The 21,298-nt window shown below is 67.6% G+C and carries 20 protein-coding genes; 14 read left to right on the forward strand and 6 right to left on the reverse strand.

Features of this window, described 5'->3' with window-relative positions:
- Positions 1 to 10: 10 nt before the first annotated feature.
- Both ABQF13_RS03615 and ABQF13_RS03620 read right to left on the reverse strand, forming a co-directional pair.
- Positions 11 to 1,624, reverse strand: a complete 1,614-nt coding sequence (locus ABQF13_RS03615; RefSeq protein ID WP_448391325.1) for an MFS transporter — start codon at positions 1,622 to 1,624, stop codon at positions 11 to 13.
- Positions 1,624 to 2,316 (reverse strand): LppX_LprAFG lipoprotein, encoded by a 693-nt coding sequence (locus ABQF13_RS03620; protein WP_448391326.1) that lies wholly within the window; start codon positions 2,314 to 2,316, stop codon positions 1,624 to 1,626. Before ABQF13_RS03620 ends, ABQF13_RS03615 begins: the two co-directional genes overlap by 1 nt.
- Before the next feature lie 43 nt (positions 2,317 to 2,359).
- Here ABQF13_RS03620 and ABQF13_RS03625 point away from each other — a divergent pair, with 43 nt between their 5' ends.
- From ABQF13_RS03625 to ABQF13_RS03640, 4 genes are read left to right on the forward strand one after another with little or no spacing between them, the layout of a single operon-like run.
- Positions 2,360 to 2,968: a riboflavin synthase gene (locus ABQF13_RS03625; protein WP_448391327.1), complete on the forward strand. Its 609-nt coding sequence runs from the start codon at positions 2,360 to 2,362 to the stop codon at positions 2,966 to 2,968.
- Positions 2,969 to 3,026: 58 nt separating this feature from the next.
- The gene (locus tag ABQF13_RS03630; RefSeq protein ID WP_448391328.1) at positions 3,027 to 4,352 is read left to right on the forward strand and encodes a bifunctional 3,4-dihydroxy-2-butanone-4-phosphate synthase/GTP cyclohydrolase II; all 1,326 of its coding nucleotides are present in this window, start codon (positions 3,027 to 3,029) and stop codon (positions 4,350 to 4,352) included.
- Positions 4,349 to 4,825: a 6,7-dimethyl-8-ribityllumazine synthase gene (gene ribH, locus ABQF13_RS03635; protein ID WP_448391329.1), complete on the forward strand. Its 477-nt coding sequence runs from the start codon at positions 4,349 to 4,351 to the stop codon at positions 4,823 to 4,825. Before ABQF13_RS03630 ends, ribH begins: the two co-directional genes overlap by 4 nt.
- On the forward strand, positions 4,822 to 5,271 hold the full coding sequence (locus ABQF13_RS03640) for a PH domain-containing protein (RefSeq protein ID WP_448391330.1): 450 nt from the start codon (positions 4,822 to 4,824) through the stop codon (positions 5,269 to 5,271). The genes ribH and ABQF13_RS03640 overlap by 4 nt, the downstream gene beginning before the upstream one ends.
- A 3-nt stretch (positions 5,272 to 5,274) precedes the next feature.
- On the opposite strand, the gene ABQF13_RS03645 is transcribed toward ABQF13_RS03640, so the two are convergent.
- On the reverse strand, positions 5,275 to 7,167 hold the full coding sequence (locus ABQF13_RS03645) for a gamma-glutamyltransferase family protein (RefSeq protein WP_448391331.1): 1,893 nt from the start codon (positions 7,165 to 7,167) through the stop codon (positions 5,275 to 5,277).
- 61 nt (positions 7,168 to 7,228) lie between these two features.
- Between ABQF13_RS03645 and uvrC the strand changes: the two genes are divergently transcribed.
- From uvrC to secG, 9 genes are all read left to right on the forward strand, one after another.
- A complete protein-coding gene (uvrC, locus tag ABQF13_RS03650) occupies positions 7,229 to 9,232 on the forward strand; it encodes an excinuclease ABC subunit UvrC (protein WP_448391332.1) in 2,004 nt (667 codons plus the stop codon).
- Positions 9,229 to 10,170: an RNase adapter RapZ gene (gene rapZ, locus ABQF13_RS03655; RefSeq protein WP_448391333.1), complete on the forward strand. Its 942-nt coding sequence runs from the start codon at positions 9,229 to 9,231 to the stop codon at positions 10,168 to 10,170. The genes uvrC and rapZ overlap by 4 nt, the downstream gene beginning before the upstream one ends.
- Positions 10,167 to 11,180, forward strand: a complete 1,014-nt coding sequence (gene yvcK, locus ABQF13_RS03660) for a uridine diphosphate-N-acetylglucosamine-binding protein YvcK (protein ID WP_448391334.1) — start codon at positions 10,167 to 10,169, stop codon at positions 11,178 to 11,180. The genes rapZ and yvcK overlap by 4 nt, the downstream gene beginning before the upstream one ends.
- Positions 11,177 to 12,154 carry a DNA-binding protein WhiA gene (gene whiA, locus ABQF13_RS03665; protein ID WP_448391395.1) on the forward strand — a complete coding sequence of 326 codons (978 nt, stop codon included), beginning with the start codon at positions 11,177 to 11,179 and terminating at the stop codon, positions 12,152 to 12,154. Before yvcK ends, whiA begins: the two co-directional genes overlap by 4 nt.
- Positions 12,155 to 12,242: 88 nt before the next feature.
- Positions 12,243 to 12,950: an ABC transporter substrate-binding protein gene (locus ABQF13_RS03670; RefSeq protein WP_448391335.1), complete on the forward strand. Its 708-nt coding sequence runs from the start codon at positions 12,243 to 12,245 to the stop codon at positions 12,948 to 12,950.
- 83 nt (positions 12,951 to 13,033) lie between these two features.
- Complete coding sequence (gene gap, locus ABQF13_RS03675; RefSeq protein ID WP_448391336.1) at positions 13,034 to 14,056, forward strand: type I glyceraldehyde-3-phosphate dehydrogenase; 1,023 nt, start codon at positions 13,034 to 13,036, stop codon at positions 14,054 to 14,056.
- Between the two features lie 2 nt (positions 14,057 to 14,058).
- Complete coding sequence (locus ABQF13_RS03680; RefSeq protein WP_448391337.1) at positions 14,059 to 15,282, forward strand: phosphoglycerate kinase; 1,224 nt, start codon at positions 14,059 to 14,061, stop codon at positions 15,280 to 15,282.
- A gap of 32 nt (positions 15,283 to 15,314) precedes the next feature.
- Positions 15,315 to 16,100: a triose-phosphate isomerase gene (tpiA, locus tag ABQF13_RS03685; RefSeq protein ID WP_448391338.1), complete on the forward strand. Its 786-nt coding sequence runs from the start codon at positions 15,315 to 15,317 to the stop codon at positions 16,098 to 16,100.
- Positions 16,101 to 16,130: 30 nt separating this feature from the next.
- Positions 16,131 to 16,364 (forward strand): preprotein translocase subunit SecG, encoded by a 234-nt coding sequence (secG, locus tag ABQF13_RS03690; protein ID WP_448391339.1) that lies wholly within the window; start codon positions 16,131 to 16,133, stop codon positions 16,362 to 16,364.
- Here secG and ABQF13_RS03695 read toward each other — a convergent pair.
- The gene (locus ABQF13_RS03695; protein WP_448391340.1) at positions 16,361 to 16,771 is read right to left on the reverse strand and encodes a hypothetical protein; all 411 of its coding nucleotides are present in this window, start codon (positions 16,769 to 16,771) and stop codon (positions 16,361 to 16,363) included. The two genes, secG and ABQF13_RS03695, sit on opposite strands and share 4 nt — an antisense overlap.
- 131 nt (positions 16,772 to 16,902) lie before the next feature.
- Between ABQF13_RS03695 and ppc the strand changes: the two genes are divergently transcribed.
- Positions 16,903 to 19,668, forward strand: coding sequence for a phosphoenolpyruvate carboxylase (gene ppc, locus ABQF13_RS03700; protein WP_448391341.1), 2,766 nt, complete (start codon positions 16,903 to 16,905; stop codon positions 19,666 to 19,668).
- Here the strand turns inward: ppc and ABQF13_RS03705 are convergent, their stop codons facing one another.
- Positions 19,669 to 20,040, reverse strand: coding sequence for an ATPase (locus tag ABQF13_RS03705; RefSeq protein WP_448391342.1), 372 nt, complete (start codon positions 20,038 to 20,040; stop codon positions 19,669 to 19,671).
- A gap of 216 nt (positions 20,041 to 20,256) precedes the next feature.
- A partial coding sequence (locus ABQF13_RS03710) for an HNH endonuclease signature motif containing protein (RefSeq protein WP_448391344.1) occupies positions 20,257 to 21,298 on the reverse strand: 1,042 nt, incomplete at its 5' end.

A 21,298-nucleotide genomic window follows, 5' to 3' on the forward strand; every position in this document is an offset into this window, starting at 1 on the left:
GCGGAACCGCTTAGCAGCGGTCGGGCGCCGGCGCGTCGACGAGTTCGGCCGGTGTGCCACCGTCGCCGTCCCCTGGCGGCGGCACCTCGTCGGCCTGCTCGTTTCGGGTGGCGATCAGCAACCCGAGCAGGGCGCCGACGACGCAGACCACGGCCGTGGCCAGGAAGATATCGGCGTACTGCATTGCGTAGGCCTCCAGCGTGGCTTGTCGCAGCTGGGTGGCCGCCGCGATCAGCTGGCCGGCGGGGGAATCGTCGGTGGCGGGGGGCTGCGCAGCCATCCGCTCCTGCAGATACTGGTTGAACTTGTACAGCCCCCATGCGGTCAGCGCGGCAAGGCCGATCAGCATGCCGATCATGCGGGCCACCACCACGGCGGCCGACGCGATGCCGTGCTGGGCAGCGGGCACCACCCGCAGCGTCGCCGAGGTCAACGGGCCGATCACCAGCCCGAGGCCGAGGCCGGCGATGGCCAGATCGGTGTCGAACGCGGGCAGCGCGATGAACCCGAGGTCGTGGTGGCGCGACAAGATGTCGATGTGCCAATGGGAGATCAGCCAGTAGCCGCCCGCGGCGATCAACAGGCCGACGAACGCGACGATGCGGTCGCCGATCCGGGTGGCGATCCACCCGCCGATCACGGCGCCGATGGGCAGCGCGATCAGGAAGCGCAACAGCAGCATGACCGCTTCGGTCTGGTCCTTGCCGAGCACACCCTGGCCGAACAACTCGACGTTGACAAGCGTCACCATCAGCGCCGCACCCGCGCACAGCGAAGCACCCAGCGCCGCCAGGAACGGCCGGAAGTGCACGCCGGCCGGGTCGATGAGCCGGGTGCTGGCGAAACGTTCCCAGACGAAGAACGCCACCAGGGCCGCGGCCGCGGCGATCAGCACCGGCAGGCCGTAGTCGGGCAGGATCTTCTTGCCGTCGGGTGCCGGGTTGTACAGCCCGATCACCAACAGGCCGAGCGCGATGGCCAGCAGCACACCGCCCACCACGTCGACCCGCTCCGGGTTCTCGGGTTTGAGCCGACTGGGCAGGCTGAAATGAATGAGGACCATCGCGATCGCCGCCAGCGGCACGTTGATCCAGAACACGTCGCGCCACGTGTTCAAGGCCGCTACGACGGCGATGCCGTACAGCGGGCCCAGCACGCTGCCCAGCTCCTGGGCGGCGCCGATCCCGCCCAGCACCGCCGCCCGGTTACGGCTGGCCCACAAGTCGGCGGCCAACGCCAGCGTGACCGGCAGCAGTGCACCGCTGGCGACGCCCTGGATCGAGCGGCCGATCACCATCGGAAGCAGGTCGTTGGACAGCGCGGTGACCACCGAGCCGACCGCGAAGCCGACCAGGCTGGCCTGCAGGATGAACTTGCGGCCGAACCGGTCGGAGGCGCGGCCCAGCAGCGGCATCGCGGCGATGTATCCGAGCAGGTAGCAGGTGATGATCGGGGTCACCTGCTGCAGCTGGTTGACCGGTATTCGCAGGTCGAGGATGATGTCGCGGATGATCGCGACCACGACGTAGGTGTCGAGCGCGCCGAGCAGCACGGCGAGGCTGCCCGCGCTTATGGCAACCCTGCGGTTGCCGGTGGCCTGCGAGGTCTCTGTCAACGTCGACATCAGACGGGCTTGGTGACCGTCACCGGCTTACCCCAGTCCGACAGCGTCATCGTGACGCTGCCTTCCGGAGCGGTCTGCAGCGTGATCTGCATCAACTCGTGCTCGCCCTCCTCGGCGATCCACGCCGTGCCCGGCACCGGCTCGGTGGCGCCGATCTGCGGCGCGATGGCGTTGACGGCGTCGGCGGTGACGGACCCGGTGATGCGGACCGTCTCCACACCGTTGACGGTCTCGCGGCCCTCGGCCTTGGGATCGGAGAAGTTGGCCAGCACGTTGGCGAGCCCGACCTCCGGGCTGAGGATGGCTGCGACGTCGTAGACGTCGGCGGCCGGGCCGAAGTCCTGGAACGCGCCCGCACTGATCGCGGCGTAAAGGATTCCGTCGATGACCACGAACCCGACGCCCTGCAGCCGTTGACCCATGAACAACAGGTTCGCCTCACCTGCGGCGGCGACGGCGGGAACGTTGGTCAGATCGCCTTCCAGCGACTCCAGCGCCAGTCCGGGGATCTCGCCCTGCACTGTTAGCTTCAGGTGAACGCTCGTCTGGTTCTTGGTGGTCTCGGTCGACTCCGTGAGCAGCGTCGCAGCGTCGGGAAGGTCTTTGGCGGGCTCAGACGATGACGAACAACCTGCGACAAGAGCAAGAACAGCGATCAGGGCGGCAAGTATCGCTACGGGGCGGGTCTGCATGAGTGCATCGTAGAGGGTGTCGGCGGGTGGTTACGCTGACGGCGTGTTCACCGGAATCGTCGAAGAACTGGGTGAGGTCGTCGCCAAAGAAGACCTCCGCGACTTCGCGCGGCTGGTCATCCGGGGTCCCGTTGTCACGTCCGATGCAGGCCACGGCGATTCCATCGCGGTCAACGGCGTCTGCCTGACGGTGGTCGACGTGCTGCCCGACGGCGAGTTTTCCGTCGACGTCATCGGCGAGACGTTGAACCGGTCGAGCCTGCGCGCCATCGGCGTGGGCAGCCGCGTCAACCTCGAGCGCGCCGCGGCCGTCAACAGCCGGTTGGGCGGCCACATCGTGCAGGGCCATGTCGACGGCACCGGGCATGTGATCGCGCGCACACCCGCCGAACATTGGGAGGTGGTGCGCATCGCGCTGCCCACCGCGTTGTCGCGTTACGTCGTGGAGAAGGGTTCGATCACCGTCGACGGGGTGTCGCTGACCGTGTCCGGGCTGGGCCACGACTGGTTCGAGGTGTCACTGATCCCGACGACGCTGGAGACGACCACACTGGGCACCGCCGAGGTCGGCGCCCCGGTCAACCTCGAGGTCGACATCATCGCCAAATACGTCGAGCGCCTGCTCGGCGCGGGCGACGACGAAACCCAGTAAATGCCCAGCTCAACGACCTGGCAATAAGATCGACGCTCGCGTAGTTCATACTGATGTGATGACGAGGCTGGACTCTGTGGAGCGGGCGGTCGCCGATATCGCCGCGGGCAAGGCCGTCGTCGTCATCGATGATGAAGATCGCGAGAACGAGGGCGATCTCATCTTCGCCGCCGAAAAGGCGACACCTGAACTCGTCGCGTTCATGGTGCGCTATACCTCCGGCTACCTGTGCGTGCCGCTGGACGGCGCGATCTGCGATCGCCTCGGCCTGCTTCCGATGTACGCGGTGAACCAGGACAAGCACGGCACCGCCTACACCGTGACCGTCGACGCGAAACATGGAGTCGGAACCGGAATTTCGGCCTCCGACCGTGCGACGACCATGCGCCTGCTAGCCGATCCGTCCAGCGCCGTTCACGATTTCACCAAACCGGGCCACGTGGTTCCGTTGCGCGCCAAGGACGGTGGGGTGCTGCGGCGTCCCGGCCATACCGAGGCCGCCGTCGACCTGGCCCGGATGGCCGGTCTGCAGCCCGCGGGCGCGATCTGCGAGATCGTCAGCCAAAAGGATGAAGGCGCGATGGCGCAGACCGACGAGCTGCGGGTGTTCGCCGACGACCACGGTCTGGCGTTGATCTCGATCGCCGACCTCATCGAGTACCGGCGCAAACACGAAAAGCACATCGAACGCGTCGCCGAGGCGCGCATCCCGACCCGGCACGGCCAGTTCCGCGCCGTGGGCTACGCCAGCATCTACGAGGACGTCGAGCACGTCGCGCTGGTGCGCGGCGATATCGCCGGACCGCACGGCGACGGCCACGACGTGCTGGTGCGGGTGCACTCCGAATGCCTGACCGGCGACGTGTTCGGGTCGCGCCGCTGCGACTGCGGTCCGCAACTCGACGCGGCGTTGGCGATGGTGGCCCACGAGGGGCGCGGCGTCGTGCTCTACATGCGCGGCCACGAGGGCCGCGGCATCGGCCTGATGCACAAGCTGCAGGCCTACCAGCTGCAGGACGCCGGCGATGACACTGTCGACGCCAACCTCAAGCTCGGCCTGCCCGCCGACGCCCGCGACTACGGCATCGGGGCGCAGATCCTGGTCGACCTCGGGGTGCGGTCGATGCGGCTGTTGACCAACAACCCGGCCAAGCGTGTCGGCCTGGACGGATACGGGCTGCACATCATCGAACGGGTTCCGTTGCCGGTGCGCGCCAACGCCGAGAACATCCGCTACCTGATGACCAAACGCGACCGGATGGGCCATGACCTCGTCGGCCTCGACGACTACCACGAGGCCACCACCATGGACGCCTACGAGGAAGGCGTCTACCTGCTCGGTGACCGCAGGCCAAGCGATTTGGATCTCGGCGGAGCCCTATGAGCCCAGCGGCCGGTGTCCCCGACCTGCCTGAGCTCGACGCGTCCGGTTTGACGCTGGGCATCGTGGCCAGCACCTGGCACGAGACCATCTGCGACGCCCTGCTCGACGGCGCGCGAAAAGTGGTCGCCGAGGCCGGCATCGACAACCCGACCGTGGTGCGGGTGCTTGGTGCGATCGAAATTCCGGTGGTTGCACAGGCGTTGGCGGCCACCCACGACGCGGTGGTGGCGCTGGGTGTGGTCATTCGCGGTGAGACACCGCATTTCGACTATGTGTGCGACGCCGTCACCCAGGGTCTGACGCGGGTGTCGCTGGACGCGTCGACGCCGGTCGCCAACGGCGTGCTGACCACGAACAACGAAGCGCAAGCGCTCGACAGGGCCGGGTTGCCGACGTCGGCCGAGGATAAAGGGGCGCAGGCCGCCGCGGCCGCGCTGTCCACCGCGCTGACCCTTCGTGGCCTGCGGAAATGAGTGACTGGGACCTACAGGTGCGGCCGCATCTGGCGCCGTATTTCGTGTACGCCGCCGCGGTGCTGATCCTGGCCGCACACGTCACGGTCGGGGCGTTGCTGAAGATCGCGTCGACCGGGGTGATCTTCCGCACCGCCGACCAGGTGGCGATCGCGCTGCTGGGTGTGGTGATAGCCGGGGCGGTGCTGCTGCTGGCCCGGCCCCGTCTTCGCATCGGTGCGGCAGGCGTCTCGGTGCGAAACCTGCTCGGCTACCGTCTGATTCCGTGGTCGCAGGTCGTCGATGTGTCGTTTCCGCCCGGGGCGCGGTGGGCGCGGGTGGACCTGCCCGACGACGAGTACATCCCCGTGATGGCGATCCAGGCCGTCGACAAGGACCGCGCCGTCGACGCCATGGACAAAGTGCGGGAACTGGTAGACCGCTACAAGGGCATCAACTCGCGCTGATCGTCACTTCGCATCGCCCATGACCACGCCCTCACGGCGCGGGTCGGCACCGCCGATCAGCCCCTCACCGTCGACGACCACCACCGACAGCCCGCTGTTCTGCGGCGCCAAGTCGACCCGATGACCCAGCGCCCGCAGACCGGCCACCAGCGGATCGTGAGCGCCGTCATCAGCGGTGTCGATGACCGGATGCTCGCCGCCGACGTTGGTCTCAGCGGTGTTGGCCGCGCCGAAGTCGACCATGGACACCGCCTGTTGGGGATCCAGACCCCAGTCCAGCATCCCGACAAGGGTTTTCACGACGAACTGGATGATCACCGAGCCGCCGGGTGAGCCCACCGCCGCGTACAGCGGGCCACGGCGCTGCGGCGCGTCCGACTGCTCGAACACCAACGTCGGCGCCATCGTGCTGCGCGGGCGCTTACCCGGCTGCACCCGGTTGGCGATGGGCACCCCGTCGGGTCCGGTGGGTTCGGCGGAGAAGTCGGTCAGTTGGTTGTTGAGGATGAAGCCGTCGACCATGTGGAACGAGCCGAACTGGGCCTCCACCGTGGTGGTCAACGAGGCCGCGTTGCCCTCGGCGTCCACGATGCTGACGTGGCTGGTGCCGTGCTCGGGCACCACCCGTGCGGGCGCGGTCGACGCGCCGAAATCGCCCGGCTTCGCGGTGCCCATCGTCTGCTGCGGCGAGATCAGCGCCGCCCGCCCGGCCAGATAGTCGCTACCGAGCAGGGTCTGCGGTGAACCGCCGGGCAGCGCAACGAAATCGGTGTCGGCGACGTAGCGGTCGCGGTCGGCGTAGGCCAGCCGTTCGGCCTCGGAGACCAGATGCACGCCCACCACCGTGGGCCGCCCGCCGTTGAGGTCGACGTCGGTGGGTTTGTGGTCGGCCATCGCAAAGTGCTCGAGCACACCGAGCGTGGCGGCGACCGCGATACCGCCCGACGACGGCGGCGGCATACCGCAGATCTCGCGCCCGCGGTACGGCGTGCACAGCGGTTCGCGGCGTTTGACGGTGTAGGACGACAGGTCCTCGACGGTCATCAGGCTCGGTGTGCGCCCCCCGGACGTGTCGGTCGCGGCCGCGACGATATCGCCGGCGATGGCGCCGGTGTAGAACGACTGCGGGTCGGATGCGATGGCGCCCAGCGTCTTTGCGTACGCGGGGTTGACCAACCGCGTTCCCGCCGGCTTCGGTGTGCCGTCGGACTCGAGGAAGTACTCGGCGGCCTGCGGGTCGACGGCCAGTTGGGTGGCCGCGGCCGCGATCGAATCCGCCAGCCGCGAGCTGATGTCGAAGCCGGCGTCGGCCATCGCGACGGCGGGGTCGAACAGCTCACGCCAGCCGGTGCTGCCGTGCTCGGCATGGACCTCGTGTAACAGCCGCACGATGCCCGGCACCCCGATCGAGCGGCCCGACGCCCTGGCGTCGGGTCTGGGTTCGGTGCGGTCGGTGTCGGACACCCAGCGCAGGTAGTTCTCGGTGGCCGCCGCCGGGGTGCTTTCGCGGCCGTCGAAGGCCTGTACCGCACCGGTGGCGGCATCGTAGTAGAGCAGGAAGCCGCCGCCGCCGAGGCCGGAAGACTGCGGCTCGACCAGACCGAGCACGGCTTGCGCGGTGACGAGCGCGTCGGCGGCCGTGCCCCCGTCGCGCAGCACTTCGCAGGCGGACTGAGTGGCCAGCGGGTTGGCGGTGACAACCGCGTAGCTGCTCGTGCGCACCGCCGTCATGTCGCTGCGGTAGCCCTGCGCGGTCGGGTCACCGTCGGCGACGCCGGCGCACACCGGCGCCTCCGCGGTGTCGGTGGCCGGTTCGCCTGCGCATCCCGCCAGCACCAACGCCACCGCCGTCAGCGTGGCCAGCGACGAAATCCGCACCACTCGACGGTAGTTCATTCGCGCGGTTATGCAGTCGACTCCGCCGAGACGTTGTCGACACGGCCAGTAACCTGGGGTCATGCCTGATCCAGCGACGTACCGGCCTGCGCCCGGGTCGATCCCTGTCGAGCCGGGCGTCTACCGCTTCCTGGATCCGCACGGCCGGGTGATCTACGTCGGCAAGGCCAAGAGCCTGCGCAGCCGTCTCACGTCGTACTTCGCCGACGTCTCCAGCCTGGCGCCGCGCACCCGCCAAATGGTGACGACGGCCGGCAGCGTCGAGTGGACGGTGGTCAACACCGAAGTCGAGGCGCTGCAACTCGAGTACAACTGGATCAAGGAGTTCGACCCGCGGTTCAACGTCCGCTACCGCGACGACAAGTCCTATCCGGTGTTGGCCGTCACGCTCAACGAGGAGTATCCGCGGCTGATGGTGTACCGCGGTACGCGGCGCAAGGGCGTCCGCTACTTCGGCCCGTACTCGCATGCCTGGGCGATCCGCGAAACCCTTGACCTGCTCACCCGCGTCTTTCCCGCGCGCACCTGTTCTGCCGGAGTGTTCAAGCGGCACAGCCAGATTGACCGGCCCTGTCTGCTGGGCTACATCGACAAGTGCTCGGCGCCGTGCATCGGCAGGGTCAGCGCGGAGGAACACCGCAAGATCGTGTTGGGCTTCTGTGACTTTCTCGCCGGCAAGACCGACCGGCTGGTCCGCGACATGGAGCAGCAGATGAACCGGGCCGCCGGGGAACTGGACTTCGAACGGGCCGCCAGGCTGCGCGACAACATCTCCGCGCTCAAGCGTGCGCTGGAGAAGCAGGCGGTGGTCTTCGGTGACGGCACCGACGCCGACGTGGTGGCGTTCGCCGACGATGCACTGGAAGCTGCGGTGCAGGTGTTCCACGTGCGCGGCGGCCGGGTGCGCGGCCAGCGCGGCTGGATCGTCGAAAAGTCCGGGGAGCCCAACGAGTTCAGCCAGGAACGACTGGTCGAGCAGTTCCTCACCCAGTTCTACGGGGACCAGGCCGAGTTGGGCGGCGCCGCCGATGAAGCGCTGAACCCGGTACCCCGGCAGGTGCTGGTGCCGTGCCTGCCCGAAAACGCCGACGAGTTGGCGACCTGGTTGACCCAGCTGCGCGGTTCGCGGGTAGTTCTGCGGGTGCCGCAGCGCGGCGACAAGCGGGCCCTCGCCGAAACGGTGCGGCGTAACGCGCAGGATGCATTGGCCCAGCACAAACTCAAGCGGGCAGGCGATTTCACAGCCAGAACCGCTGCGCTGCAAAGCATCCAGGATGCGCTTGGGCTCGCCGACGCACCGCTGCGGATCGAGTGCGTCGATATCAGCCACATCCAGGGCACCGACGTGGTGGCATCGCTGGTCGTCTTCGAAGACGGGCTGCCGCGCAAGTCGGACTACCGCCACTACGCCATCCGTGACGCCGCGGGCGACGGCCGCTCCGACGACGTGGCCTCGATCGCCGAGGTGACGCGCCGCCGGTTCCACCGGCATCTACATGACATCCAGGAAGCCAAAGAGGTTGCCCCGCAGGAGAAAACAGCCGGGACGCCCACCAAAACGCGCAAGTTCGCCTATCCGCCGAACCTGTTCGTCGTCGACGGCGGCGCCGCACAGGTCAACGCCGCGCAGGCCGTCCTCGACGAACTCGGTATCCGCGACGTCGCGGTGATCGGGCTGGCCAAACGGTTGGAGGAGGTGTGGGTGCCGTCCGAACCGGACCCGCTGATCATGCCGCGCAACAGCGACGGGCTCTATCTACTGCAGCGGGTGCGCGACGAAGCGCACCGGTTCGCGATCACCTACCATCGCAGCAAGCGGTCCAAGCGGATGACGGCGTCGGCGCTCGACTCGATCCGCGGGCTGGGGGAGCACCGCCGCAAGGCGCTGGTGACCCATTTCGGGTCGGTGGCCCGGCTCAAGCAGGCCAGCATCGAGGAGATCACCGCGGTACCCGGCGTCGGCGTCGCCACGGCGCGCGCGGTGCTCAACGCGTTGGGGGTGGAAACCGAATCCGGCACGCCCGACGCGACGATCGGCGATGATCAACGCACGGTATCGGGATGACGGAACAGGGAATGCACGAGGAACTGCGCGGTGACGCCGGCGCCGAAGCGCTGCCTGTCGGCCGATCCGACGAATCGGGTATCGACGTTCTCCTGGTGACCGGGCTGTCCGGAGCCGGCCGGGGGACGGCGGCCAAGGTGCTCGAGGACCTCGGCTGGTACGTCGCCGACAACCTGCCGCCGGAGCTCATCGCCCGCATGGTAGAACTCGGGCTGGCGGCCGGTTCGCGGATCACCCAGCTCGCGGTGGTGATGGACGTACGCTCCCGCGGTTTCACCGGCGATCTGGACTGGGTGCGCAGGGATCTGGCCACCCGCAACATCGCACCGCGGGTGCTGTTCCTCGACGCCTCCGACGACATCCTGGTGCGCCGCTACGAGCAGAACCGACGCAGCCATCCGCTGCAGGGCGATCAGACGCTGGCCGAAGGCATCGCGGCCGAGCGTGCGATGTTGGCACCCATCCGGGCGGCCGCCGACCTCGTCATCGACACGTCGAAGCTGTCGGTGCCGGCGCTGCGGGAGAGCATCGAACGGGCATTCGGCGGCGAGACGGTCCGTCACACCAGCGTCACGGTGGAGTCGTTCGGGTACAAGTACGGGCTGCCGATGGACGCCGATACGGTCATGGATGTGCGATTTCTGCCCAACCCGCACTGGGTGGACGAGTTGCGGCCGTACAGCGGTCAACAACCGGCCGTCCGTGACTACGTTCTCGGCCAGCCCGGAGCCGCGGACTTCCTGGACACCTACCACCAACTGCTCGAGCTCGTGATCGACGGCTACCGCCGTGAAGGAAAGCGCTATATGACCGTTGCCATCGGCTGCACCGGCGGCAAGCACCGCAGCGTCGCGATCGCCGAGGCGCTCGCGGACCGGCTACAGGCGGGTGACGACCTCACGGTGCGAGTTCTGCACCGGGATCTGGGCCGCGAATGAGCCCGCGCATCGTGGCCCTCGGCGGCGGACACGGCCTGTATGCGACGTTGTCCGCGGCGCGCCGGATCACCCCGCACGTCACCGCGGTCGTCACTGTCGCCGACGACGGCGGCTCGTCGGGCCGGCTGCGCAACGAACTCGATGTCGTGCCGCCTGGTGATCTGCGAATGGCTTTGGCCGCCTTGGCATCTGACAGTCCGCACGGCCGGTTGTGGGCGACGATCATCCAGCACCGCTTCGGGGGCAATGGCGCGCTCGCGGGTCATCCGATCGGCAACCTGATGCTGGCGGGGCTGTCCGAGGTGTTGGCCGATCCCATCGCTGCGCTCGACGAACTGGGCCGCATGCTGGGCGTCAAGGGCCGCGTGCTGCCGATGTGTCCGATCGCGCTGGGGATCGAGGCCGACGTGGCGGGGCTGGAGTCCGATCCGCGGATGTTTCGGGTGATCCGTGGACAGGTGGCCATCGCCACCACCGTCGGCCAGGTGCGACGAGTCCGGCTGCTGCCCGGCGACCCGCCGGCCACACCGCAGGCGGTGGACGCGATCATGGCCGCCGACCTCGTGGTGCTCGGGCCGGGGTCCTGGTTCACCAGCGTCATCCCGCACGTGCTCGTTCCGGAACTGGCCGCGGCGCTGCAGGCGACCCCGGCGCGCCGGGCGCTGGTGCTGAACCTGGTCGCCGAACCGGGGGAGACGGCGGGGTTCTCCGTCGAACGCCACATCCACGTGTTGGCGCAGCACGCCCCGGGGTTCACCGTGCACGACATCGTCGTGGACGCCAGCCGGGTGCCCAGCGAACGTGAGCGCGACCAACTGCGCAAGACCGCCAACATCCTCGACGCTCACGTGGAGTTTGCTGATGTATCCAGACCTGGTACACCTTTACATGATCCGGCGAAATTGGCCGCAGCTTTGGAAGGTGTGCGGTTGCGTGGGCCGAAGCCATCTGCGCCGACCGTACCCACCCCGACAGTGAACGGACCGAGAGGTGACGACCCGTGGCGATGACTGCCGAGGTCAAGGACGAGCTGAGCCGCTTGTTGGTCAATTCCGTCAGTGCTCGCCGCGCCGAGGTGGCCTCGCTGCTGCGCTTCGCAGGCGGCCTGCACATCGTGTCCGGCCGGGTCGTGGTGGAGGCCGAGGTCGACCTTGGCATCATCGCGCGGCGGCTGCGCAAGGACATCTATGACCTCTACGGCTACACCGCGGTGGTGCACGTGCTGTCGGCCAGCGGCATCCGCAAGAGCACCCGCTACGTGGTGCGCGTCGCCAAAGACGGGGAAGCGTTGGCGCGGCAAACCGGCCTGCTGGACCTGCGCGGCCGCCCGGTGCGCGGACTGCCCGCCCAGGTGGTCGGCGGCAGCGTCGCCGACGCCGAAGCTGCTTGGCGCGGAGCGTTTTTGGCTCATGGCTCGCTGACCGAGCCGGGACGGTCGTCGGCGCTGGAGGTCAGCTGCCCGGGCCCGGAGGCCGCGCTCGCGCTCGTCGGCGCCGCACGCCGGCTGGGTGTCAGCGCCAAGGCCCGCGAGGTGCGCGGCAGCGACCGGGTGGTGGTGCGCGACGGGGAGGCGATCGGGGCGCTGCTGACCAGGATGGGCGCGCAGGACACCCGGCTGATCTGGGAGGAGCGCCGGATGCGTCGCGAGGTGCGGGCCACCGCCAACCGACTGGCCAACTTCGACGATGCCAACCTGCGGCGCTCCGCGCGGGCCGCCGTCGCCGCGGCCGCCCGGGTGGAACGCGCGCTGGAAATCCTCGGCGACACCGTGCCCGACCATTTGGCCGCCGCGGGCAAGCTACGCGTCGAACACCGACAGGCCTCACTGGAGGAGTTGGGCCGGCTCGCGGATCCGCCGATGACCAAAGACGCTGTGGCGGGACGGATTCGGCGCCTGTTGTCGATGGCCGACCGCAAGGCCAAACAGGACGGCATCCCCGACACCGAGTCTGCCGTCACCCCGGACCTCCTCGAAGACGCCTGACCGTCGCCACCCCGCGAACGTGGGTTACCAGCACGTGTTCGGCGCGAAACACGTGCATCGACCCCACACTCGTCGAACACTGGAACCCATGGAGATCCTGAAGGTCGGCACCGTCGTTCCGCGCCCACCGTTCAACGGTATGGCCGACGGGGGCGGCCTGGACATCGACCTGATGGCCGCGCTGGCCAAAAAGCTGGGCGTTGCAGTCGAATTCGTCGACGCAGCCGATTTCGACGGCCTCTTCGAGCGGCTCGACGCCGGAGACTACGACTGCGTGGCGGCGGGCACCGTCGTGACGCCGGAACGGGAAGCCAAGGCGCAGTTCGTGGCGCCTTACCTCATCTGCGGGCAGGCCCTGGCCGTCGACACCATGCGGCTGCCGAGGGTGAGCTCGCTCGACGACGTCGCCGGGCTGACGCTCGGCGTGCGCCAGGGCAGCACCGGCCAGCCGATCGCCGAAGACCTGGTCGCCGAAGGCCGCGCCGCGACGGTGCGCGGCTACGAACCCGGCAACGTCGACACCGCGTTGAGTGACCTGGGCAGCGGCGGGTGCGACGCGTTCCTGGAGCTGGGGCCGGTACTCAACGAACTGGTCAAACCCCTGCCCGGGGTGACGGTCGTGGCGCGCGGGCTTTCGGTGGAGAACATCGCCGTCGCCGTCGGCCTGCACAACCAAGCGTTGCTCAGCCGGCTCAGCGTCGCGCAGGCCGAACTCGAAGAGGACGGCGCGCTGCAGGTGATTCGGCGCAAATGGCTGGGTAACCCCTATGCCGACCAGAGCCTTGCGGTGCACTGAGGTGGTCGCACGTGGTCGGAATCACACCATTACGCTGGCCTGTGAGCAGCACGGCGTAACTAGGCGAAATAAGGGAGAGACAAGTGACAATCCGGGTAGGCGTTAACGGCTTCGGCCGCATCGGGCGCAACTTCTACCGGGCCCTCGCGGCGCAGCAGGCCGAGGGCAAGAGCACCGACATCGAGATCGTCGCGGTCAACGACCTGACCGACAACGCCACCTTGGCCCACCTGCTGAAGTTCGACTCGATCCTGGGCCGCTTCCCGGAGGACGTCACCCTCGAGGGCGAGGACAACATCGTCGTCGGCAGTAAGAAGATCAAGGCCCTCGAGGTCAAGGAGGGCCCGGCTGCGCTGCCCTGGGGTGACCTCGGCGTGGACGTGGTGGTCGAGTCCACCGGTATCTTCACCGACGCCGCAAAGGCCAAGGGCCACCTGGACGCCGGCGCCAAGAAGGTCATCATCTCCGCACCGGCCAAGGGCGAGGACCTGACGGTCGTGCTCGGGGTCAACGACGACAAATACGACGGCAGCCAGAACATCATCTCCAACGCGTCGTGCACCACGAACTGCCTCGGCCCGCTGGCCAAGGTGCTCAACGACGAGTTCGGCATCGTCAAGGGCCTGATGACCACCATTCACGCCTACACCCAGGACCAGAACCTGCAGGACGGCCCGCACAAGGACCTGCGTCGCGCCCGCGCCGCCGCGGTCAACATCGTGCCGACCTCCACCGGCGCCGCCAAGGCCATCGGCCTGGTGCTGCCCGAACTGAAGGGCAAGCTCGACGGGTACGCGCTGCGGGTGCCGATCCCCACCGGTTCGGTCACAGATCTGACCGCGGAGCTGAGCAAGTCGGCCACCGTCGACGAGATCAACGCCGCGTTCAAGGCGGCCGCCGACGGTCCGCTCAAGGGCATCCTGAAGTACTACGACGCGCCGATCGTGTCGGCCGACATCGTCACCGATCCCCACAGTTCGCTGTTTGACTCCGGATTGACCAAGGTGATCGACAACCAGGCCAAGGTGGTGTCCTGGTACGACAACGAGTGGGGCTACGCCAACCGGTGCGTGGACCTCGTCGCGCTGGTCGGCAAGTCCCTCTAACGGTGAGCATCAAGACGCTCGACGACCTTCTGGCCGAAGGTGTTTCGGGCAGAGGCGTGTTGGTGCGCTCGGATCTCAACGTCCCACTGGACGACGGCGCCATTACCGACCCCGGGCGGATCACCGCCTCGGTGCCCACGCTGCGGGCATTGTGTGACGCCGGTGCGAAGGTCATCGTCACCGCACACCTGGGCAGGCCCAAAGGCGCTCCGGACCCGAAACTCTCGCTGGCGCCGGTCGCGGCCGCGTTGGGAGAGCAGCTCGGCAGGCATGTCCAGCTGGCCGCAGACGTGGTCGGCACCGATGCGCTCGCCAGGGCCGAAGGCCTGACCGACGGCGACGTGCTGCTGCTGGAGAACATCCGTTTCGACCCACGCGAGACCAGCAAGGACGACGCCGAGCGGCTGGCGCTGGCCAGGCAGTTGGCCGAACTCGTCAGCGGCGCCGACGGTTCGCCGGGGGCGTTCGTGTCGGACGGCTTCGGTGTGGTGCACCGCAAGCAGGCGTCGGTCTACGACGTGGCCACGCTGCTGCCGCATTACGCGGGCCGGTTGGTGGAGGCCGAAGTCAAGGTGCTGCAGCAGCTGACCAGTTCGACCGAGCGGCCCTACGCCGTGGTGCTCGGCGGATCAAAGGTCTCCGACAAGCTCGCCGTCATCGAGAACCTGGCAACCAAAGCCGACAGCATCGTCATCGGCGGCGGGATGTGCTTCACATTCCTTGCATCCCAAGGGGTTCCGGTAGGCAATTCACTTCTCGAAGAGAGCATGATCGAGACCTGCCGCAAGCTGCTGGACACCTACGCCGACGTGATCCACCTGCCGGTGGACATCGTGGTGGCCGACGAGTTCGCCGCCGACGCCACTCCTGCGACCGTGCGTGCCGACCAGATCCCCGGTGGCAAAATGGGTTTGGACATCGGCCCGGGTTCGGTGGAGCGGTTCACCAACCTGTTGTCCAACGCCCAGACCGTGTTCTGGAACGGCCCGATGGGCGTGTTCGAATTCGCGTCGTTCGCCGCGGGGACCAAGGGGGTGGCCGAGGCCATCATCGCCGCGACGGGTAAGGGCGCGTTCAGCGTCGTCGGCGGCGGCGATTCGGCGGCCGCGGTGCGTCAACTCGGCCTGCCGGCCGACGGCTTTTCCCACATTTCCACCGGCGGTGGGGCGTCGTTGGAATACCTTGAGGGCAAGCAACTGCCCGGCATCGCTGTTTTAGAAGAGTGAGCTGTATTAGAAGAGTGAGAGGTACCACAGTCGTGAGCCGCAAGCCGCTGATCGCCGGCAACTGGAAGATGAACCTCAACCACTTCGAGGCGATCGCGTTGGTGCAGAAGATCGCGTTCGCGCTGCCGGCGAAGTACTTCGACAAGGTCGACGTCGCGGTGCTGCCGCCGTTCACCGACCTGCGCAGCGTGCAGACGTTGGTCGACGGGGACAAGCTGCTGCTGACGTACGGTGCCCAGGATCTGTCACAGCATGATTCCGGCGCTTACACCGGCGAGATCAGCGGCGCCTTCCTGGCCAAGCTGGGGTGCACGTTCGTCGTTGTCGGGCACTCGGAGCGCCGGACCTATCACCACGAGGACGACGCCGTTGTTGCCGCGAAGGCCGCCGCCGCGTTCCGGCACGGGCTGGTGCCCATCATCTGCATCGGCGAGCAGCTTGAGGTGCGCGAGGCGGGCAACCACGTCGAACACAACGTGGAGATGCTGCGCGGTTCGCTGGCCGGCCTGTCGACCGAGCAGATCGGGCAGGCGGTAATCGCCTACGAGCCGGTGTGGGCCATCGGCACGGGACGCGTCGCCAGCGCAGCCGATGCGCAGGAGGTCTGTAATGCCATCCGCACGGAGCTGGCAGCACTGGCATCCGCTGACCTGGCCGCCGGGGTGCGGGTGCTCTACGGCGGTTCGGTGAACGCCAAGAACGTCGGCGAGATCGTCGCGCAAGATGACGTGGACGGGGCGCTGGTCGGCGGGGCGTCGTTGGACGGTGAGCAGTTCGCCACGCTGTCGGCCATCGCGGCCGGCGGGCCGTTGCCGTAGCGGCCAACTCCGGCCTGTACGCTGGCTGCCATGGAATTGGGCCTGCAGATACTCCTGGTTGTGACCAGCTTGCTGGTTATCCTCCTGGTCCTGCTGCATCGCGCCAAGGGCGGCGGGCTGTCGAGCTTGTTCGGCGGCGGTGTGCAGTCGAGCTTGTCCGGCTCGACGGTCGTCGAGAAGAACCTGGACCGTCTGACGCTGTTCATCACCGGTATCTGGCTGGTGGCGATCATCGGCGTCGGCCTGCAGATCAAGTACGGCTAGCGGGGAGCGACCACCGACGGCGTCACGATCGGCGCCATACCGGGATTCTGGGGAGCCTCCGGCGCCACCGGTAGCTGGCCGATGACCGCCCCTGGCGGCATTCGCGGTGGCACGCCTGGTTGTTCGACCCCTTGGGCCTCAGCAGGCGGCGCGTAGCAGTTCGGCGAACCGTCGGCCTGCGTGTCGTCCGGATCCGAGGTGGGCACCCCGCCCGAGTCGACGCAGCAGAGGTCAGCACTTCTGACGGTCTGCTTCATGCAGTTGTCGTAGGCCTCGATGTCCCATTCGCCGTCGTCGGGTGCGGCGGCGGCGATCGCATTCGCCGACAGTGCGACCGCAGCGGCGAACACCGCGGCCGATGCGAAGCGGGTCAAAGCGGATCCGGTGTTGGTGATGGTTGTGGCCATGATGGCCTCCTACAGAGGTGTCGAGATGGAAATATCGTGCGCGCATCCGCGCGCCGTTTTCCGGGAATGGCCAAACTTCTTCGGTGGTCGTTGAGTGGGCAAGAAACGTGGCGGCACGGATACTGGAACGCATGGTCGACGATCTCGAGCCGACCGGCTCGGTACAGCGCACCCAGGTCGGCCGCGAGGCGACCGAGCCGATGCGCGAAGACATCCGGTTGCTCGGCGGGATTCTCGGCGACACCATCCGTGAACACAACGGTGAGGAGATCTTCGACCTGGTCGAACGCGCCCGCGTGGAATCTTTCCGGGTGCGACGCTCCGAGATTGACCGTGCCGAGCTGGCCGGGATGTTCGACGGCATCGCCGTGCGGAAGTCGATCGCCATCATCCGCGCATTCACGCAGTTCGCGCTGCTGGCCAACGTCGCCGAGGACATCCACCGGGAGCGCCGGCGCGCAGTGCATGTGGCCGCCGGCGAGCCGCCGCAACCCAGCAGCCTGGCCGCCACATATGCGAAACTCGATTCCGCCCAGCTGGATTCGGACCGGGTCGCCGAGGCGCTCACTGGTGCGCTGGTGTCGCCGGTGATTACCGCGCACCCCACCGAGACGCGCCGACGCACCATCTTCTCCACCCAGCATCGGATCACCGAGCTGATGCGTCAGCGGCTGCACGGCTTCGGCGATATCGAAGACGAACTGCGCAGACACATCCTGACGATGTGGCAGACCGCCTTGGTCCGGTTGTCGCGGTTGCAGATCCAGGATGAGATCGAGACCGGGCTACGGTACTACCGGTCGGCGTTCTTCGAGGTCATCCCGCAGGTAAACGCCGAAGTGCGCGCGGCACTTCAAGAACGTTGGTCCGACACCGGATTGCTCGACGAGCCGATGTTGCGGCCGGGGTCCTGGATCGGCGGCGACCGCGACGGCAACCCGAACGTCACCGGTGAGGTGGTGCGGATCGCGACGGGTGAAGCCGCGTTCACTGCACTGGATCACTACTTCAGTGAGCTCGCCGCGCTGGAAGAAGAGTTGTCGATGTCCGCCCGGCTCGTGACGACCAGCGAGGCGCTGACTGCGCTGGCCGACACGTGCGCCGATCCCGTCCGCGACGACGAACCGTATCGTCGCGCGGTACGCGTCATCCGCGGCCGGCTTACCGCCACGGCCGGGGAGATCCTCGACCACCAGCCCGAACGCGAACTCGACCTCGGCTTGCCGCGCTATGAGACGTCGCACGACCTGCTCGCCGACCTCGACGTCGTGGACGCGTCACTGCGGGCCGACGGCAGCGCGCTCCTTGCCGACGATCGGCTGGCCGCGCTGCGAGAAGCAGTGCGGGTATTCGGCTTTCACCTGTGCGGGCTGGACATGCGGCAGAACTCCGACGTCCACGAAGAGGTGATCACCGAGCTGCTGGAGTGGGCCGGTGTGCACCCCGACTACGGCGGCCTGACCGAACAGGAGCGCGTCGAGTTGTTGGCCACCGAGTTGGCCAACAGGCGGCCGCTTGTGAAACCGGACGCCGAACTGTCCGAGCTGGCCCGCAAGGAACTCGACATCATGGCGGCCGCGGCGCGGGCCGTGCGGGTGTTCGGGCCGCGGGCAGTGCCCAACTACATCATCTCGATGTGCGAGTCGGTCTCCGACCTGCTCGAAGCGGCAGTGCTACTCAAAGAAGCTGGTCTGCTCGATGTTTCGACAGAGCATGCATATGCGCCGGTCGGCATCGTGCCGTTGTTCGAGACGATCGAGGACCTGCAACGCGGCGCCTCGGTACTGGAAGCGGCGCTGCAGGTGCCGCTGTACCGGGCCGTCGTCGCGGCGCGCAGTGACCACCAGGAAGTGATGCTGGGTTATTCCGACTCCAACAAGGACGGCGGATACCTGGCGGCAAACTGGGCGCTGTACCGGGCCGAACTCGATCTGGTCGAGTCGGCTCGCAAGACCGGAATCCGGTTGCGGCTCTTCCACGGCCGCGGCGGCACCGTCGGTCGCGGCGGCGGCCCCAGCTACGAGGCGATCCTTGCCCAGCCGCCGGGCGCGGTGAACGGGTCGTTGCGGCTCACCGAACAGGGTGAGGTGATCGCGGCCAAATACGCTGAACCGCAGATCGCGCGCCGCAACCTGGAGACGCTGGTGGCCGCGACACTGGAGGCCACGCTGCTCGACGTCGAAGGCCTCGGCGACGACGCGGAGCCGGCGTATCGGATGCTCGACGACCTGGCGACCCGCGCACGTCGCGCCTACTCCGAATTGGTGCATAACACACCGGGTTTCGTCGACTACTTCATGCTGTCCACACCGGTCAGCGAGATCGGTGCACTCAACATCGGCAGCAGGCCGACGTCGCGCAAACCCACCACGTCGATCTCCGACCTGCGCGCGATCCCGTGGGTGCTGGCGTGGAGCCAGTCGCGGGTGATGCTGCCGGGCTGGTACGGCACGGGTACAGCGTTCGAAGATTACGTCGCCGGTGACGACGCGCAGCTGCAGACGTTGCAGGAGCTGTATCGGCGCTGGCCGTTCTTCCGCACCGTGCTGTCGAACATGGCGCAGGTGCTCGCCAAATCCGATATGGGGCTGGCTGCGCGCTACTCCGAGCTGGTCGAGGACGAGGCGCTGCGCAGCAGGGTGTTCGACAAGATCCTCGACGAGTACCACCGCACCATCCGGATGCACAAGCTGATCACCGGTCAGGACGACCTGCTGGCCGACAACCCCGCGCTGGCGCGTTCGGTGTTCAACAGGTTTCCGTACTTGGAGCCGTTGAATCACCTGCAGGTGGAGCTGTTGCGCCGCTACCGATCCGGTGATACCGACGAGCTTGTGCAGCGCGGCATCCTGCTCACGATGAGCGGGTTGGCCAGCGCGCTGCGCAACAGCGGCTAGCTACAGCCCCGCGCTGCGACGGACCTTGTTCACCGCGCCGCGCACCACCTGTTCGGTGGCCGCCAACGGTGAGAGCATCGATTCCCCGACACCGACGAGGCGTTCGACGCGGCCGACGATGCCCTCCATCCGGTCGACCACCGCGTTGAGCCGCGGTGCGAGTTCGTTGATGCTGTTGATCGTCCCGTTGAACCGTTCCAGCGTGGCATCGAGGTTCTCGGTGGAGCTGTTGAGATCCTCGAGTGTCTCGCTGAGCCCCTCCAGGATGGTATCGACCTGCTCGACGGTGACATCAGCGTTGAGCGCCGCCTGCGCCAGCTTCCTGATTCGCTCGGGCCCGGTGCGCACCTGCTTACCGCTTTTGTCTGCCATGGCCACAATTATGACCATTCGACGGAACCGCCGCGCCGAACCGGGCGTCTAATCAGTGTGACGACGTGCGAAGGCGCCCTGCGTCCCGCCAATGCCGGACCGACCCGCGACGCGCCGCTCTCGTACCTGATGCGACTCGGTCAGCGACCGACTACACCGCGGGTTACCGTGACGGTGAAACCGATTGTCCTGCAACCGGCTACGACTGACGATGTGTCAGAAGGGTGGTGGTTTTTCGTTGGCGGCGAGCCAGGCTTGGTGTTGGCGTTGTTGTTCGGCGATGAGTTCGGTGCGTTCGCGGCGTTCGGCGTTGATGCGGTCTTGGCGGTCTTGGTCGCGGGTTTGTCTGCGCCGCGGCATCATCGCCAGCCGGTCAGGGTGGGGCGGTTTGGGTTCGGTGGGCAGGTTGAGCTCGGCGGTGGGTTGCGCCAGTGCGGGAAACAGGGTCGCGCCATGGGCCTGGCTGGTGTAGGTGTGCCCGGTGGGCGAGGTCAACACCAGGGTTCCGTCGGGGCGCTGCTGCTCGCTCCAGCCACCGGGCCCAGTGATGAACGTCTTGATCAGATGATGAGTGCGGCAGTAAAGCTTGTTGTTCGACGGGTGCGTCGGCCCGACCGGCCAGGGCGCCGTATGGTCCACGTCGCAGCGCTGCGCGGGCCGATCACAACCGGGCCAGCGGCAGGTCAGATCACGAAAGCCGATGAACTCCACCGTCTTGGCACTGGGCCGATACCCCGGATCCGGCGCGGCGTCGGTGGGCACGTCCAACGGTTTCAACGTCGCGGTCTCGGCGAGCTCACGCACCGATTCGGCGGGCAGCACCCCAAAACCGGGCAGATAGCCCGGGGTGTCGGCGGTGCCGTCGAGGGTGGGTTGTTCGGCCAGCACATGGATGACCGCCGCCGCCGCGGCCTCACGCGTCGCGCGGGCCGGACAATCCTCGGATCCGCATTGGCACGCCAGGGTGGCTTCGCCTCGGGCCACCGGGCCGCAGGCATCGGCGCGACGCTGGCGTTTGGTGCGCGGATCGTTTTCACACACCGTGGCCGCCATCGCCTCGAGGCGCTGATCCATCGCGGCGGCATCGGCAGAGTGCAGGGTGCCCCATAAGATCGCCATGCCCGCGGTATCGCCAGGATGGATCTCCACGCAGCGATCCTCATCTTCTTTGGGCGCGACCCGCACCGCGGCCGGATCGTATTTGGCCACCCACATATCCAGCCGATCACGCAGCTTGGGCGTGGACAGCTTCATCCAT

The sequence above is a fragment of the Mycolicibacterium sp. XJ879 genome (assembly GCF_053483935.1).

Coding starts and splice junctions, on each gene's coding strand:
- ABQF13_RS03615 (WP_448391325.1), bottom strand. CDS start 1,624: ATGTCGACGTTGACAGAGACCTCGCAGGCCACCGGCAACCGCAGGGTT.
- ABQF13_RS03620 (WP_448391326.1), bottom strand. CDS start 2,316: ATGCAGACCCGCCCCGTAGCGATACTTGCCGCCCTGATCGCTGTTCTT.
- ABQF13_RS03630 (WP_448391328.1), top strand. CDS start 3,027: ATGACGAGGCTGGACTCTGTGGAGCGGGCGGTCGCCGATATCGCCGCG.
- ribH (WP_448391329.1), top strand. CDS start 4,349: ATGAGCCCAGCGGCCGGTGTCCCCGACCTGCCTGAGCTCGACGCGTCC.
- ABQF13_RS03640 (WP_448391330.1), top strand. CDS start 4,822: ATGAGTGACTGGGACCTACAGGTGCGGCCGCATCTGGCGCCGTATTTC.
- ABQF13_RS03645 (WP_448391331.1), bottom strand. CDS start 7,167: ATGAACTACCGTCGAGTGGTGCGGATTTCGTCGCTGGCCACGCTGACG.
- uvrC (WP_448391332.1), top strand. CDS start 7,229: ATGCCTGATCCAGCGACGTACCGGCCTGCGCCCGGGTCGATCCCTGTC.
- rapZ (WP_448391333.1), top strand. CDS start 9,229: ATGACGGAACAGGGAATGCACGAGGAACTGCGCGGTGACGCCGGCGCC.
- yvcK (WP_448391334.1), top strand. CDS start 10,167: ATGAGCCCGCGCATCGTGGCCCTCGGCGGCGGACACGGCCTGTATGCG.
- whiA (WP_448391395.1), top strand. CDS start 11,177: ATGACTGCCGAGGTCAAGGACGAGCTGAGCCGCTTGTTGGTCAATTCC.
- ABQF13_RS03670 (WP_448391335.1), top strand. CDS start 12,243: ATGGAGATCCTGAAGGTCGGCACCGTCGTTCCGCGCCCACCGTTCAAC.
- secG (WP_448391339.1), top strand. CDS start 16,131: ATGGAATTGGGCCTGCAGATACTCCTGGTTGTGACCAGCTTGCTGGTT.
- ABQF13_RS03695 (WP_448391340.1), bottom strand. CDS start 16,771: ATGGCCACAACCATCACCAACACCGGATCCGCTTTGACCCGCTTCGCA.
- ppc (WP_448391341.1), top strand. CDS start 16,903: ATGGTCGACGATCTCGAGCCGACCGGCTCGGTACAGCGCACCCAGGTC.
- ABQF13_RS03705 (WP_448391342.1), bottom strand. CDS start 20,040: ATGGCAGACAAAAGCGGTAAGCAGGTGCGCACCGGGCCCGAGCGAATC.